This is a genomic window from Lewinellaceae bacterium (assembly GCA_020636105.1).
Classification (GTDB): domain Bacteria; phylum Bacteroidota; class Bacteroidia; order Chitinophagales; family Saprospiraceae; genus BCD1.
Genome location: JACJYL010000001.1, coordinates 988417 through 1004180, shown reverse-complemented (window position 1 = coordinate 1004180; position 15764 = coordinate 988417). Strand labels below are relative to the sequence as shown.

11 protein-coding genes are annotated in these 15764 nt (G+C 41.3%); 8 read left to right on the top strand and 3 right to left on the bottom strand.

The window, feature by feature from the left end:
• Nucleotides 1–132 precede the first annotated feature (132 nt).
• Entirely contained in the window at nt 133–873 is a 741-nt protein-coding gene (locus H6571_03600) for a class I SAM-dependent methyltransferase (GenBank protein MCB9322805.1), read from the bottom strand.
• A gap of 249 nt (nt 874–1122) precedes the next feature.
• Here H6571_03600 and H6571_03595 point away from each other — a divergent pair, with 249 nt between their 5' ends.
• The 5 genes from H6571_03595 (at nt 1123) to H6571_03575 (ending at nt 8629) form a co-directional block, all read left to right on the top strand.
• Nucleotides 1123–2232, top strand: a complete 1110-nt coding sequence (locus tag H6571_03595; protein MCB9322804.1) for an ABC transporter permease subunit — start codon at nt 1123–1125, stop codon at nt 2230–2232.
• A 59-nt stretch (nt 2233–2291) separates the two neighbouring features.
• The gene (locus tag H6571_03590; GenBank protein ID MCB9322803.1) at nt 2292–3095 is read left to right on the top strand and encodes an ABC transporter ATP-binding protein; all 804 of its coding nucleotides are present in this window, start codon (nt 2292–2294) and stop codon (nt 3093–3095) included.
• A 223-nt stretch (nt 3096–3318) separates the two neighbouring features.
• Complete coding sequence (gene gyrA / locus H6571_03585) at nt 3319–5955, top strand: DNA gyrase subunit A (GenBank protein MCB9322802.1); 2637 nt, start codon at nt 3319–3321, stop codon at nt 5953–5955.
• A 99-nt stretch (nt 5956–6054) separates the two neighbouring features.
• Nucleotides 6055–7383, top strand: coding sequence for a hypothetical protein (locus H6571_03580; protein MCB9322801.1), 1329 nt, complete (start codon nt 6055–6057; stop codon nt 7381–7383).
• A 256-nt stretch (nt 7384–7639) separates the two neighbouring features.
• A complete protein-coding gene (locus H6571_03575) occupies nt 7640–8629 on the top strand; it encodes an IS110 family transposase (GenBank protein ID MCB9322800.1) in 990 nt (329 codons plus the stop codon).
• Between the two features lie 351 nt (nt 8630–8980).
• Here the strand turns inward: H6571_03575 and H6571_03570 are convergent, their stop codons facing one another.
• Complete coding sequence (locus H6571_03570) at nt 8981–10219, bottom strand: hypothetical protein (protein MCB9322799.1); 1239 nt, start codon at nt 10217–10219, stop codon at nt 8981–8983.
• Between the two features lie 144 nt (nt 10220–10363).
• Between H6571_03570 and H6571_03565 the strand changes: the two genes are divergently transcribed.
• The 3 genes from H6571_03565 (at nt 10364) to H6571_03555 (ending at nt 14362) form a co-directional block, all read left to right on the top strand.
• Entirely contained in the window at nt 10364–11764 is a 1401-nt protein-coding gene (locus tag H6571_03565) for a TonB-dependent receptor (GenBank protein ID MCB9322798.1), read from the top strand.
• A 147-nt stretch (nt 11765–11911) separates the two neighbouring features.
• The gene (locus tag H6571_03560) at nt 11912–12541 is read left to right on the top strand and encodes a WbqC family protein (GenBank protein MCB9322797.1); all 630 of its coding nucleotides are present in this window, start codon (nt 11912–11914) and stop codon (nt 12539–12541) included.
• A 90-nt stretch (nt 12542–12631) separates the two neighbouring features.
• Nucleotides 12632–14362 carry a dynamin family protein gene (locus tag H6571_03555; protein MCB9322796.1) on the top strand — a complete coding sequence of 577 codons (1731 nt, stop codon included), beginning with the start codon at nt 12632–12634 and terminating at the stop codon, nt 14360–14362.
• Between the two features lie 37 nt (nt 14363–14399).
• Here the strand turns inward: H6571_03555 and H6571_03550 are convergent, their stop codons facing one another.
• Complete coding sequence (locus H6571_03550; protein MCB9322795.1) at nt 14400–15596, bottom strand: IS256 family transposase; 1197 nt, start codon at nt 15594–15596, stop codon at nt 14400–14402.
• Between the last annotated feature and the right edge of the window lie 168 nt (nt 15597–15764).

Genomic DNA, 15764 nt, shown 5'->3' with positions numbered 1-15764 from the left:
CTCAAGAAACCTGGAATCCAAAAGCGCGAAAAACATTAGGCCTGGCTGCGGTTGCCAAATTAGGGGTTAACTGCCAATTTTCAAAATGATCTTTCAATTTTCAGAGTTGTAGATTGATAATTATCGGGGGGCCTAAAAAAATCCCATTCTCCAGGGTTTCCATCGGTAAGGCACAATAGAATAGGATGCTTTCACCTTAAGTTCTTTTCTGAAAAACAATACCCCAAAATGAAAAAGATCAATAGCAAGCGTTACCTCTTCCTTGCTCTTTAACGCGTCCCATGCTTGTTCCATCGCAGAAGACCAGTGGATATCTGCAATGATGAAAACACTGTGTTCGTGGGCATATTTCAGGCATTGTTTATAGTACTTTAAGGTAGCCCCTTTCTGGTGATCTCCGTCAAGGTATAACAGATCCAACTGTTGAAGGTCTTTAAGCGCCGGGAGGAGATTTTCCTTGAACGGGCCTGTCCATACACTAATACTCGACATGCCCAGGTTGCGCAGGTTGTTGGAAGCTGTTTTGGCGGTTTCAGGGCACCCTTCGATAGTAATCATACGGGAGCGAGGAGCCGCCCCCGCCAGGTAAAGGGTTGAAATGCCCAGAGAGGTTCCTAATTCCAGAATGGTCTCCGGTTTGTAGACCCTGGTGATGTTGAAAATTATCCGGCCTAATCGAGGGGAGATGGCAGCAAACCGTGCCAGGTCACTAATCGTGCGTTCATTATTGTTTCTGACCATTGACCCGGCGCCATAATCTGTTATTTTGATCCCGGACTCGATGGAGAGCAATTTTTTGCGCAATTGTTCAACGATGAAAAAAGTGTAATAGGGACGTTTGTTTTCTACCACCTCCTGTATGAATTCACTCACAAAAGGCGAGTGGACATCATGGCGCGTTCGGGCCTTTAAATAAAACTTAAGCCAGCGTTTGAAGAAGGAAACATAGAAATACAAAAGAGTCATTAGGTTCGGTGAATCATTTTAGCTGTTAAAAAACAATATTATAAAAGCACATTGCAAAACTGCATAATCTGTAGATTAAAAAAGAAAATAATATGGATTTAGTTTTAAGAAAGCAACGGGAATTTCTATCTTGGCGAATAATAAACCATTGAATAAATGTCATTGTTCCAATTACACGGAAAACTCGATCAAAAGCAAAGCATATTATTGAGTATAGCAGGTTTCGTCATCCTGATTGGTATTTGGTGGGCACTTGCTGAAAGCCTTTCAGAGAAAAGACCTATAGTGGAATATGATACCCATCCACCTTCTGCTTTTGATACTACGGCCGTGAAAATTAACAGGGATTCTCTTTTTAGAGAAGATTCCATAAGATTTGCCAATGCCACCGAGTTTGAAAAAGTATATCCATTACTTCCCACCCCGGGAAAAGTCTTAAAATCCTACCCGGAGCTGGTGAAAAAAGACAAATTGTTCGATAATGCCCTGCACTCAATCTGGTTAAATCTCAAAGGGTATTTTTGGGCCGTTTTGATTTCCATCCCCATGGGGTTCCTGATCGGGCTGGTGCCTTTGTTTCGGGGGCTTTTCAGTAAACAGGTCGATGCGATGCGATTTCTCCCGCTGACCGCCCTGACCGGGTTGTTCATCATTTGGTTCGGAATTGAAGACCAGATGAAAGTGGCTTTCCTTGCATTTGGGATCATCGTATTTTTATTGCCGGTGGTGGTGCAACGGATTGATGAAGTAAATGATACCTATCTAAAAACGGTATTCACCCTGGGGGCAACCAATTGGCAAACCATAAAAACCGTATATCTTCCTTCTGTTTTTTCCGTTTTAATGGACGATATCAGGGTTTTGACAGCCATCTCCTGGACCTATATTATTATTGCCGAGTTGATCAACCGACAACTCGGTGTTGGAGGATTGATCTACCTGAAAGCCCGACAGGGACAAATCGATAAGGTTTTTGGTATTCTCATTGTCATTATCTTCATTGGATTTTTGCAGGATCGTCTTTTTATCTACCTCGACAGGCGGTTATTTACCCATAAGTATTTTAAAAAGAGCCTTTTGGGAACCAAAGAGACTTCAAGTGGTATTTATATCATCCTGGCATTGTTTACTGCTGCTGTGCTGGTCCCTATGTTTGTTTCCAACATTCCGGCCTATCTGATGAATATAATGATTATCGTTTTAATCACCGGAATCATCACTATTCTTTATGGGGAATTCAGGATATGGAAATTCAAGGAATCCTGATGCCGGTTGGAAACGTTTTTATTAAAGATGCATTTAAAGCCAAATATTCCTAAAGAAATATGAGTTTATTTACAGATACGCCCAGCCCGAATATTATTGAGTTGAAAAATCTGAGTCAAAGTTATGATGGGGGAGAAACCTTTATCATCAAAGACCTCGATTTTCTTGTGGAGGACAAACCTGCGCAAGGACAGTTCGTCGTTATTCTGGGGATGTCTGGTTGCGGAAAATCTACTTTGTTAAGGTATATCGCAGGATTACAGCAACCAACGTCAGGAGAAGTGCTCATCCACGATGCTCCGGCCAATAACAAAACCAGGGTTGGGATGGTTTTTCAGCAGTATTCTTCTCTTCCCTGGATGTCTGTCCTCGACAACGTAAGCTTGTCCCTTTTGTATAAAGGCGTTGAGGAAAAAGAACGACATGAAAAAGCGATGGAGATTATTGAAATGGTTGGCCTGGCCGGGCATGAAAATAAATTCGCCCAGTATCCGACCCTTTCCGGCGGACAGCTTCAAAGGGTCGCAATTGCCAGGAGTTTGTTGGCCAATCCGGAAATCCTCCTCATGGATGAGCCTTTTGGTGCGCTGGATGTAAATACTCGTTTGCAGATGCAGGATTTGCTGGCGAACATCTGGCTGACCTTCCACCCAACGGTTATTTTTGTAACCCATGATATTTCAGAAGCTGTTTATCTTGGGGATGATATTTATATCATGAAATCCGCTCCCTCCAATTTTGTGGAACACATTCATGTTGATTTACCCTTCCACCGTACCCATGAAACAAAACGTGACCCACATTTTGTAGAACTGGTGCAACTGGTAGAAGATAAAATGATTCATGTGTCCAAAATGGGATAGATTTAAGACCATACGACCACTGAATTTTGATGCAATAAAAAGGCACTCCATCTCTCTTTTCCCTTCATTGGGAACAATCAATTAAGCGAAGGTTCGGGGGCTTAAAAAAGGCTTCTTTTTTACTAAAAAACTACTTGTTTTTCTTATCTTTGTGTGTCTTTGCTGGGCCTTTGTATCAATGAAGGAACATAGCTTTTATTTAAATTAAAATATATCAACATAAATGCCTCCAAGTCAAAGAATTATACCAATTACCATCGAGGATCAGATGAAGTCTGCTTACATAGATTATTCTATGTCGGTAATTGTTTCCAGGGCGCTTCCGGATGTAAGAGATGGTTTAAAACCCGTACACCGGAGGGTGTTGTACGGAATGTCCGAATTGGGATTGCCTTATAACAAAGCTCATAAGAAATCTGCCCGTATTGTAGGGGAGGTTTTGGGTAAATATCACCCACATGGGGATTCATCCGTATATGACACCATGGTGCGTATGGCCCAGGATTGGTCTTTGCGTTACCCTTTGGTGGATGGCCAGGGTAATTTTGGTTCAATGGATGGGGATAGCCCGGCAGCGATGCGTTATACAGAGGCACGTCTGACACGAATCAGTGATGAATTATTGGCAGATATAGGAAAGGACACTGTTGATTTTACCTTAAATTTTGATGATTCCCTCACCGAGCCTTCGGTTTTGCCTTCCAAGCTGCCCAATCTTTTGGTAAACGGAGCTTCCGGAATCGCAGTAGGGATGGCAACGAATATGTTGCCACATAATCTTTGCGAAGTGATCGACGGTGTGTCTGCCACCGTTGATAACCCTGATATTACCATCGATGAATTAGTGGAATTTATCAAGGCGCCTGATTTCCCTACCGGTGGAATTATCTACGGTTATGAAGGGATAAAAGAGGGTTTTGAAACGGGCCGAGGCCGGGTGCTGCTGCGGGCTCGTACGAATATTGAAGAGCACAATGGTCGTGAACAGATCATTATTACCGAAATTCCCTACCAGGTTAATAAGGCTAACCTGGTGGCTAAAATTGCTGAGCTGGTCAATGAACATAAAATCGAAGGGATCAGCGACTTAAGGGACGAATCCGACAGAACAGGATTGCGTGTGGTGGTTGATATTAAACGTGATGCGATGGCATCCGTTGTACTGAGTAAATTATTCAAATATACTGCGCTCCAAACTTCTTACGGGATCAACAATGTCGCCCTGGTTCGTGGGCGTCCTATGTTGCTCAATCTGAAAGACCTGATTGAAGAATTTATACTTTTCCGTCTTGAGGTCATCGTTCGAAGGACGCAATATGACCTCAAAAAGGCATTGAGCAGGGCTCATATCCTGGTTGGATTGCTGATTGCTTTAGATTATCTTGATGCAGTTATTTCCCTGATTCGTAATTCACCGACGCCTAATGAAGCACGGGATGGATTGATGAAAGGGGCCTTTATTGATGATCTGGATGCTTTCTGGGATAAATTTAAAACCATAATTGACAATAGCCAGACAGACGAGCTGATGGTCGAAGAAGGCAAAGTGCTTTCGGAACACCAGGCCAAGGCTATTCTTGAACTGAGGTTGCAGAAACTTACAGGACTTGAGCGGGACAGTATTCGTGCCGAGTATGATGAATTGCTCAATACGATAAATCATCTGAGGGATATTCTGGGAAGTGAGGTACTTCGTCGCGAGATCATTAAAGAGGAGCTTGCTGAGGTCAAAGAAAAATATGGGGATGCCCGACGTACAGAGATCAACTATGCAGGGGGAGATATTTCGATGGAAGATCTTATCAAGGATGAAGAAGTTGTCGTGACCATTTCTCACCTTGGATATATAAAACGTACCCCTACTGCTGAATATAAAACGCAAAACCGCGGTGGTCGTGGGTCCAGGGGGTCAAAAACCAGGGATGAGGATTTTATAGAACATATGTTCACCGCCACCAATCACGATTACCTGTTACTCTTTACTGATCGCGGGAAATGTTATTGGCTGCGGGTTTATGATATTCCCGAAGCGTCCAAAACCTCAAGTGGAAGGGTGATTCAAAATATTCTTACCATTCCTAAGGAAGATCAGGTTCGGGCTTATATTATTGTGAAGGATCTCAAAGATGAAGATTTTCTGGATAATAACTTTATCATGTTTGGGACGAAACTCGGGGTGGTGAAAAAGACACCATTACGGGATTTTTCCCGCCCAAGAGTAGGTGGAATCATTGCGATTACCATTCGGGATGAAGATCAGTTGCTGGAAGCGCGTTTGACCAACGGGCATAATGAAATTTTCATGGGTACACGAAAAGGGATGGCTATTCGTTTTAATGAAGAAGCTATTCGTGCCATGGGAAGATCTGCTGCCGGGGTGAGAGGAATCCGGATCGCCGAAAAAGGGGATGAAGTGGTTGGTATGGTTTGTATTGATCCGCAGGATAAGGAAACCACTATTTTCGTGGTTTCTGAAAAAGGAAACGGAAAACGCTCCGATTTTGATGATTACCGCTTGACCAACAGAGGAGGTAAAGGGGTGAAAACGATGCAGATCACTAATAAAACAGGTGCATTGATCGCCATTAAAGCGGTAAAGGATGACGATGACCTTTTGATTACCAACCGTTCTGGAATTATGATCCGTATGTCTGTAAGTGATGTTCGGGTTATGGGACGTGCCACACAAGGCGTTCGGGTGATCAGGGTGGATGATAACGATGAAATCGCAGATGTTGCCGTTGTGCCACATAGTGATGAAGAGGAAAATATTATCGAAATCATTGATGAAACTGAAGAAATAAAGGATACGGGTGAAAATACTGTTGATAAAACAGATGAGCCAAATCCTGAAGATTAATTTAACATTTTGATAAGAGCCTAATTCACTTTGGATGCGTCTTATTGAAAAAAGGCTTTAGCTTTATTTAATTTGATAAAAAAATCAATTTATTACGTTATGAAAAAACTTATTTCAGCCATTCTCGCAGTTGCATTTATTTTTGGAACTGCCCAGGCTCAGGATGGAAAAAAGGCGTTGAAAAACGCCTCAAAAGCGATCAGTACCTATTACCTGGATCAAAGTAAAAAGGAAAAACTTCAGGAAGCGGTTGACGAAATTGAAATTGCCACTACAGGAACCGAAACGGCTGGTGATTATAAAACCTGGGAAACAAGGGGTAAAATCTACAATGAAATTGCCACCCAGATAGCGGTTTCCCGCCAATTGGGAATGGGGGGAGAAGCAGCGCTTCCCCAGGTAGAAGATCCGGGATATCTCGCCTTTGAATCTTATGCCAAAGCACTTGAGCTGGCCGAGAAAAAATTTCAGATCAAAGAAGCTTGCGAGGGAATCCAGGCTGCCCAGCAAAACCTTTATAATCTTGGGATTTATTCCTATGAGGACAAAAATTTTGAAAGTGCCGTTAAAGACTTCAAAACAGTCATCACTGCTCATGATCTGCTGAAAAAACAAGATGCACCAAGTAATTTGGACGATGCTACGGCCTACTCAGACCAGGTGTATGTGACAGCCCTTGCTGCCATCAATGCAGGAATGGATGATCTGGCATTGGAATACTTCATGAGAATGTACAACGAAGGAACAGATAAACCTGCCGTTTACGAGTCTATCTATAAGCTTAAAATGGAAGAAGACCTTGCAGGAGCTTATAAATATCTCGAAGAAGGAAGACAAAAATTCCCTGAAGATGTATCCCTGCTGTTTACAGAGATTAACCATTTCCTGAAGGAAAACCGCTTAAATGAGCTGATTGCCAAGTTGGAAATGGCCATTGAGAAAGAACCTGAAAATCTTTCCCTTTATTCCACTATGGGTAATGTTTACGACAACCTATACCAAAAAGCGAATGAAGCCGGAGATAAAGAAAAAGCAGAAGAATATTTTGCACAGGCACTAAAATACTACACAGTAGATTTGGAAAAAGATCCAACCTACTTTGACGCTATTTACAGTGTGGGAGCCTTGTACTTCAATAAAGGGGCCTTTTATACTGTCGAAGAAAACAAAATTCTTGCTGATTGCACCAAGCCAGCCTGTATGAAAGATGCAGACGCTTTGAGAGCCAAGGCGAATGAGAATTTTAATCTGGCTTTTCCTTATTTCCAAAGTGCAGAAAAGATCAATCCTAATGATATCAATACCCTGATAGCGTTAAAAGAAATTCTCGTGCGTCAGGATCGTTTTGATGATTCAAATGAAATCAAAGCCAGGTTGGAAAATGTCCAAAATGGTGGTACCAACGAGACTTCCTTCTTCAAGGATTAAATCTTTGGTAATAAGCCAATAAACATGAGTCATCTTACCTTAGGGGCAGGAAATTAAATTTGGTAAATTTGAAATGAAAAAATAAGGAAGCGGCATAAGACTATAATGAGTCATTTGTCATTAAGACAGTTCGGGATAGCCAGTCCCGCTTCCTTTTCTCTGTTTCACCTCGGACAGTTTGTTAGGCAAAAAGCCTGAGTAAGATAGATGAGGCATAACAGAAGTTATTTTATCAACACAAATTTACCGATTTAGTATGAAACAATCTGATCGTTTTGTAGGAATTGACATATCAAAAGATAGTTTTGATGTCTGCGTTTTATCACAAGGGGCTCTATTAGAAGAAAGCCGTTTTAATAATGATGCTCAAGGTTGGCAAAAGTTTGCTAAAAACCTTAGTGATCAGGACTTATGCATAATAGAAGCAACGGGATCTTATCATGTAGGGTTGGCATTATATTTAGTTGAGCATGATAAACGTGTTAGTGTAGTCAACCCTTTGCGTGTAAAGTATTTTTCTCGATTGAATCTCAAGAGGGCAAAAACAGATAGGGTAGATGCTTATGTTATTGCCCAGTATGGCCAAGTATTTAAGCCTGAAAGTTGGACAGCTCCACCGACACATTTAAGACAACTTCAACAGTTAATGACAGTTTCTGCACAATTAACAAAACAAAAGACGGCATTAATCAATCAACAAAAAAACTTTGAACTTGTACCAGACCCCAGTAAAGAAGCCCTTGAAATAATAAAGTGCCAAATAGTAAAATTAGAGAAACATTTACAAGAAATACAATGCCTTATCAATAATAGCATTAAAGAACATTACAAAGAATTAGAGGCTTCTTTACGATCAATTCCCGGTTTAGGTCCCAAAACGGTAGCCACCTTAATCCTAATAACTGGAGGCTTTACCAAGTTTGGATCATATAAAGCTTTGATAGCCTATGTGGGGTTAGCTCCTCGGACATACGAGTCAGGAGTAAGTGTTAAGGGAGCTTCACACATCTGCAAGTTAGGGTCATCCTATCTTCGAAAGTTACTTTATGAATGTGCTTTAAGTGCCAAAAGGTTTAACCCTGTATGTAAGGAACTATTTGAAAGACTCTATATTGCAAAGAAAAAACCATTTAAAGTAGCCATGATTGCGGTGGCCAATAAGTTGCTGAAAATCGCTTTCACTATAGCTATAACTGGACAAAAATTTGATCCGGAATACAGACTAAAACATTATTTTGCCAAATAAAATTTTCTGATTTTCCGAAAAAAATTTGGAGATGAACACAGTTCATCCCGAATTTTCAAAAACTGTCTGAAATAGAAATTTTTTGATTATTTGAATTATTTTTTAAATGAAAAATGTAAAACAAGGAATTTAAAACCTGCCTGCAGACGCAGGAAGGCAGGTGTAAAAGTGAGTGGGCAAAAGGTTTGGGTTTTGGAAAAAAGTCATTTTTTGTCGCAAAACACCTAACCCACGACCCAAACACTTCTAAATTTTGCGGTTACTTGTTTTAAATTTTGCGGTTTATTTCTTTTGTAAAAGAAAAATCCCGAATTTAATCTGATTAGATGAAATTCGGGATGACTCATGTTTTTATTGAAGGTCCAGTTGTCTGTAAAATAGTAAAAGATTCTTTTCATCCTCTGGAACCATGGAGTGGCCGGCTTTTGCCAGGAGCTTATGGGCTGCTTTTGCCACCTCCACATCCGGGTAAAAATGATCCCTTGCATAATGTACATATTTCATTAGCATAAAGGCATTGAACCATCGGAAAAACCTCTTTTGAAAGGTTTCAAAATGACCGGTATGATGGTGGAGTTCTTCCCATTTTTCTTTAAAATTCACCGTTTGCAGAAACACAGCAACGGGTTCAGGGAGAACCTGGAACACGTCGGAGGCCGATAGGTTGTAATAGCTTTTTAATTCGGAAAACAGGCTTTTTATAGCTTCAAAACTTTCAGGAGCATAAGTTTTGTACGCCATTTTGTCTTTCAATAAGGCAGCCACTGCTTTTCCTGTTCCAAACGGTACCCGATGGGAAGGGCGGGGCGAAGGAATCACCTTAGTGGTAATGATCTCCGTGAATGTGCCCAGCTCAATGAATTTATGCAGAAAATAAAAATCTTCTCCGGCTTTCCTCTTGTTCATCCCTCCCTGCAACTGGTAGGCATTATTTCTCACCGCCATGCTTGAACCAATGGTCTGATAGGCGAAGGGGAATCCGGCAAAACGTTGTGCATGCACGTAATAACGAAGGTGTAATTCATAGAGCGTAATGGCCTGGTAAATGGTATCGTCAAACTCCGGCCCCGACAACGGGTGTTCAAAATGTATTCCACAGGCAGATGATCCTGGATGATTTTGGAAGTGCGTTTCGATGGCCGTCAGGTAATTTCGCTCACATTTGCTGTCCGCATCAAAACAAATGATGATTCCATCGGGCTTATTGGCTTTTTCCAACCTCCACGAAGCTTCATCCATCCCGATCTTTCTGGCGAGACCTACTCCTGCATATTTCCATGGCAAATCCGGATGGTAAAGGATATGAAATTTCATCTCAGGCCTGCTGTTTGTTTGGGCCCAATCGCTGGCCTCCTGATAAGTTTTTTGGTTTTTTTCAACGATCGGCGCCCCGGCCTTCTCACTATGGTTGATGATGACAATCACTTCAACGGAACACTGGGGTGGGTCACATTTTTTGAGACTCATCAGGGAAAACAAAAGTGCCTCTTCATCACTGCAGGGAATGACAACTATCATACCCAGGTTGGCGGCAATCCGGGAATCGACCTGGGGCGCAAAAAGAGTCTTTTGTTGAAGATATCTGGTCATAATGGAAAGGTACGAAATGTTTGAAAAAAGTCAGAATATTTGATGTTTTACCGGACCGCTTTTAAAAGTAGTTTCCCGTATATTGCCTTCCTGCAGTTATCTTTATATCTTCGCAAAAAAAATTAAATTACACTTCGAATGGCGATAAGCAATATGCTGGATACCGATCAAAAGGCACTCGAAATCAACCTTAACGAGCAGATCTACGGAACTTTTGCCGAGATTGGTGCGGGGCAGGAGGTGGCCCGTATTTTTTTTAAAGTGGGAGCTGCTGCGGGAACTATTGCCAAAACCATGTCAGCCTATGATAAAACTTATTCTGATGAAATATACGGTGTAGAGACTTCTGGCCGCTATGTCTGTGAATCCCGTGTGGAAAAGATGCTGGATCATGAGTATGGATTACTTACCAAGAGGCTCAGTAAAATCCGTCCCCAAAGCACTTTTTTTGTTTTTGCAGATACGGTGGCTACCCTGAATTTTAGCAGGACCATCCAGGGGAATGGTTGGTTGGGGATCCGTTTTCAACTCAAACCGGATGGGCCTTCCAATGATATTATCCTGCACGTCAGGATGCTGGACAATACAACTTCACAGCAACAATCTGCTGTCGGTATATTGGGCGTTAACCTGCTTTATGGGATTTATGCCTATACCCATGATCCGGAAAAAATGATATGCTCCCTGGTAGATGAGATTCGCGGCCGGGTTCATATTGATATGGTCCGGTTGAGTGGCCCTGATTTCGACCTCGACAACCGCTTGCTGGCCTATTGGCTTGTAAAACATGACCTGGCACCCATTACGATGTTTAATGCCATGGGAGAAACAATGCATGCTTCCAATTTTTTGTACAAAAAAAATATCATGGTGGTCAGGAGCAATTTTCGGCCTATTACCGTGGTTACCGAAAACCTGATCCAAAATGGTTTTGAACAGTTTTGCGAAGAATGCGAGGCGAAGAGTGGAGAGGATGCATTTATTTTTACGGAAATGATGCCTGCTCAAAAAGGAGAGGAAGCAAAAAATGATGAAAAAGACTTCATAGAAAGAGCAGATATGTTAAGCCTGCTAGGACATTCAGTGATCGTTTCCAATTGCCGGGAGCACGAGCGGCTTGTTGATTACCTCAGTGAGTTTAAATTTAAAAAACTGGGCATCGCAATGGGGGCAAAAAAAGTTCAAAAACTGATCCTCGAAAAATATGAAAAATATTTTGAAACCAGCCTTTTGCTGGGATTTGGAAAGTTATTCCGGAATAAGGTAGTGCTTTATGTGTATCCTGCGCAGCCCACTTCCGAAGATAAACTGCTGACCTCCCAAAATATTGAAACGCCTCCGGATATGAAGTTTCTTTACCAGCATCTTTTGCATAACGGAAGGATTGTCGATATTAGAAAATTTAGAAAAGAGATTTTACACATTTTTACCAAAACAGCGCTGAAAAAATTGCGAAAAGGAGAAGAAGGTTGGGAACAACTCGTACCTAAAGCTGTGGCGAACTACATTAAGGAAAAGAAAGCTCTTGGATATAAGGGGAATTGACGGAGTAAATAGAAAATTTAAAGTCAATAAATCTCCAGTCTGAGCCAGGGAATAGTTGATAAATACCAGGGCCAGCCTTTTCTTTAGCATGATTCAGTGCAGGTTTTTTTAGCGGCCTCCTTTTTAACTTTTATCATTTATCAAATCATGTCAACGGGTTCTTCGATAATATTAGAAATTCAGTATTTGCCTTCCATTCAATACTTTTCCAAATTAAAACGATTTGAAAAGGTGTTGATCGAACAACACGAACACTATAACAAAGGAAGTTATAGAAACCGTGCCCATATCGCCAGCGCAAATGGTCTTGAACGTTTATCTATTCCGCTTGTAAAGGGAAAAAATGAGCAGCAACCTATTCGGGAAACGAAGATAGCGTGGTATGAACCATGGGCCAAAAGACATTGGCAAGCCATTCATTCGGCTTATGGAAATGCTCCTTTTTTTGATTATTATGAGGATGAATTACGCCCTTATTTTATGCAGCAATATACCTATTTATTTGACTGGAATCTGGAGCTGATCCTCAAAATACACAGATTATTGGAGCTGGATTCGAAGTTGATTTTTACCGAGACTTATCATCGGGAAGTGCCGGATGGAATCATTGACTTCAGGAACAGCATTGCTCCGAGGGCAAAGGTTAATGTCCCTGACCCATATTTTACGGAAATCCCTTATGCACAGGTTTTTATGGAAAAGCATGGTTTTTTATCCGGTTTAAGCATATTGGATTTATTATTTTGCACCGGACCGGAAGCAATTAGTTATCTTTGAAAATAAATAGATTTCGTAAAAGCACTATTTTCCGGGATCTCTTTTTAGGTTATGATTTTGTAATCATCAGAAATCTGCCACACTACCAGTATGACAACATTAATTAATCAGCAACTCAGTGTTTTCCGTGTACAATTGGATGAATTGATCAAGGAACTTCACGAGCTGACCATACAGATCAATCACAAGGAATTGTCTGCAACGGTAAGCGATTTAAGAAACCGCATTCACGACCCCTTTATGTTCGTAATTGTTGGAGAGGTCAAATCCGGGAAGAGCTCTTTTGTCAATGCGTTGCTCGAATCCAAAAGAGAGATCACCAAGGTTGCCCCTCAACCTATGACAGATACTATCCAGCAGATTCTTTATGGGGAGAAAGAAGAATACATCAATATCAATCCCTTTCTCAAAAGAATACTGGTGCCGGTGGAGATTCTCAAGGAAATAGCCATTGTTGACACCCCCGGTACCAATACCATCATTGAGCACCACCAGGAAATTACTGAAAGTTTTATCCCAGCTTCCGACCTGATCGTTTTTGTATTTGAAGCCAAAAATCCATACCGGCAATCTGCCTGGGATTTCTTTGATTTTATCCACGAGGATTGGCGCAAAAAGATCATTTTTGTGTTGCAACAAAAAGATTTACTTTCTGAAGACGATTTACAAATTAATATCAGCGGGGTAAAAGAACAGGCGCTCAAAAAAGGGATTGAAAAAGCGGTGGTTTTCGCCGTTTCTGCCAAACAGGAACTGGAAGGAGACAAAACAGGAAGCGGATTTACCGCCATCCGGGCCTACATTCACGAAAACATTACCGGGGGAAAAGCTCCCGCATTGAAATTGTTGAATACCGTGGATACCTCAAGGAACATCAATACCCGAATTTTTGAAGGACTCAGCTTAAGAAGCAAACAACTGGAAGCGGATATTTTGTTCCGACAGGATATTAAAGATACCCTGGAGGACCAGGAATTGAAATCCAATAAGCATGTGGATGTGCTGGTGGAGAACCTTATTGCCACCTATGATCGTATTACCAGGGAAAAAGAAAAGGAATTGGCAACCGGATTGTCATTTTTTTCCTTGTTGAGGCGTTCTGTTGTTTCTATGTTCAGTAAAAAGGCTTCTGCAAAAGAATGGCTGGAAACCCTGGCGGCGAATTTGGAAAAAGATATGCAGGGAGAGTTGAGTATTAAGCTCAATGACGGGGTGATAGATTTGGCTGACAGCATTCAGCAAATGGCAAAAATCATCGACCTGAAGCTAAGGAACAGTGAAACTATCTTAAGAAATGACCACGAAATATTCAGCGCTATTGCTGAACGGCGCAGCAATGTCCTTCGTGATCTCCAGGATACCTTTACCACCTTTATTAACAAGGCGGAAAATTTTACCGACAAGAGTCTTTTTCCCGATAAACAAACCTTGTCGCCAAACCTGGCCGCCGGTTCTGGATTGGCGGCTATCGGCGTTATCCTGATGGCAGTGACCAACGGAATGGTGTTTGATATTACAGGAGGAGTACTCACTACCATCGGTTTGATCTTTGCCGGCGTGTCAACAAGTGTCAAGCGAAAAAAAATACTGGATGGTTTTAGCACGGAAGTTCAAAAAGGCCGTACCCGAATCAACGATGAAGTGACGGGGAACTTAAAAGTTTATATTGGCCATTTGAAGGAAAAAATTGATGGAAATTTTGTAAAATTTGATGAACTCCTGGTTAAAGAAGAAAATGTACTCAAGGAATTGAATAGTAAACAACTTGATATCGAAACGAAACTAGGGGAGATGGCTGAAAAAATGACAGTATCCTATTAAGTGTGTAAATAAAAAATAGAGGGCTTCGCCCGAATTTTTAGATTTTGACTCTTTCGTCAAAAATAGCAATAAATTGGTTAAGAATAATGGGCCAGTTGCGAATCGGCATGGTCCATTTTTTCGTTATTTCAAAAATCGCCAGATAAACCGACTTTTTCAATGCATTATCCGTTGGAAAAGACATTTTGTTTTTGGTGTATTTTCTGATTTTTCCGTTGAGATTTTCAATCAAATTTGTGGTATAAATGATCGTTCTAATTTCAAGAGGGAAGTCAAAAAAAGTGGTCAGCTCATCCCAGTTATTATACCATGATTTAATAGCGTAAGGATACTTGTGATTCCATTTTTCATCAAAGTCCTTTAGAGCTGCCTGGGCGGCTTCTTTGGTCGGTGCTCCATAAATGGTTTTCATGTCTTTGGCAAAAACCTTACGATCTTTCCAGACAACGTATTTGGAAGCATTCCTGATTTGGTGCACGACACAAATTTGAGTGCTCGTTTCAGGAAAAACACTTTTAATAGTCTGGGTAAAACCGTTGAGATTATCCGTCACGGTAATTAAGATATCTTCTACGCCCCGAGCTTTGATATCGGTCAGTACGCCCATCCAAAAACTGGCGGCTTCACTTTTACCCAACCACATGCCCAAAACCTCTTTCCTCCCGTCTTTCTTGAGTCCTACGGCCAAATAGACTGTTTTATTGGTCACTCTGGAGTTCTCACGGACTTTAAAAACAATCCCATCCATCCACACGATTAGATACTGAGATTCCAGGGGGCGATTTTGCCAGGCAATGATATCCTCGGTCACCTTATCGGTGATTTTGGAGATGGTAGACGTAGAGATGTTGAAGTCATACAAATCCCGAATTTGTTCCTCAATATCGGCATTGCTCATCCCTTTGGCATAAAGTGAAATTACGATCGATTCAATGCCTTTAGCCAGCCTGGATCGTTTAGGAACAATCTGAGGTGTAAAACTTCCATCCCGGTCTCTGGGCACCTCGATTTCAGATTCGCCATAGGAGGTTTTGATTACTTTTTTAGAATTGCCGTTCCGGGCATTTGGATTGTCGCTCCTCTGGTGTTTGGCATAATCCAGATGGGCATCAATTTCTCCTTCCAGCATTTTTTCAATGCCGCGTTTGTGAAGCTCACTGAGGAAAGATTCTAACTCATCCCCAGTCTTAAATTGCTTCAGGAAATCATCGTTTAATAGATCTTCTTTTTTCATCATCAGTAAAGTATGTTTTAAAATTACAAAAAATTAAAATAGGGGGCCATGGCCCCCTATTTTAAAACTTACACACTTTACTGGATACTACCGAAAAATTGTCGGTTTAAGGTCTCCTCATGTGTTTTTTAAAACGCTCATATAGCTATTGGGTTACTTCATCTAATA

What these genes read in the sequence shown, in the direction of transcription:
- H6571_03595 (MCB9322804.1), top strand. Translation starts at nt 1,123, where the DNA reads ATGTCATTGTTCCAATTACACGGAAAACTCGATCAAAAGCAAAGCATA.
- H6571_03590 (MCB9322803.1), top strand. Translation starts at nt 2,292, where the DNA reads ATGAGTTTATTTACAGATACGCCCAGCCCGAATATTATTGAGTTGAAA.
- gyrA (MCB9322802.1), top strand. Translation starts at nt 3,319, where the DNA reads ATGCCTCCAAGTCAAAGAATTATACCAATTACCATCGAGGATCAGATG.
- H6571_03580 (MCB9322801.1), top strand. Translation starts at nt 6,055, where the DNA reads ATGAAAAAACTTATTTCAGCCATTCTCGCAGTTGCATTTATTTTTGGA.
- H6571_03575 (MCB9322800.1), top strand. Translation starts at nt 7,640, where the DNA reads ATGAAACAATCTGATCGTTTTGTAGGAATTGACATATCAAAAGATAGT.
- H6571_03570 (MCB9322799.1), bottom strand. Translation starts at nt 10,219, where the DNA reads ATGACCAGATATCTTCAACAAAAGACTCTTTTTGCGCCCCAGGTCGAT.
- H6571_03560 (MCB9322797.1), top strand. Translation starts at nt 11,912, where the DNA reads ATGTCAACGGGTTCTTCGATAATATTAGAAATTCAGTATTTGCCTTCC.
- H6571_03555 (MCB9322796.1), top strand. Translation starts at nt 12,632, where the DNA reads ATGACAACATTAATTAATCAGCAACTCAGTGTTTTCCGTGTACAATTG.
- H6571_03550 (MCB9322795.1), bottom strand. Translation starts at nt 15,596, where the DNA reads ATGAAAAAAGAAGATCTATTAAACGATGATTTCCTGAAGCAATTTAAG.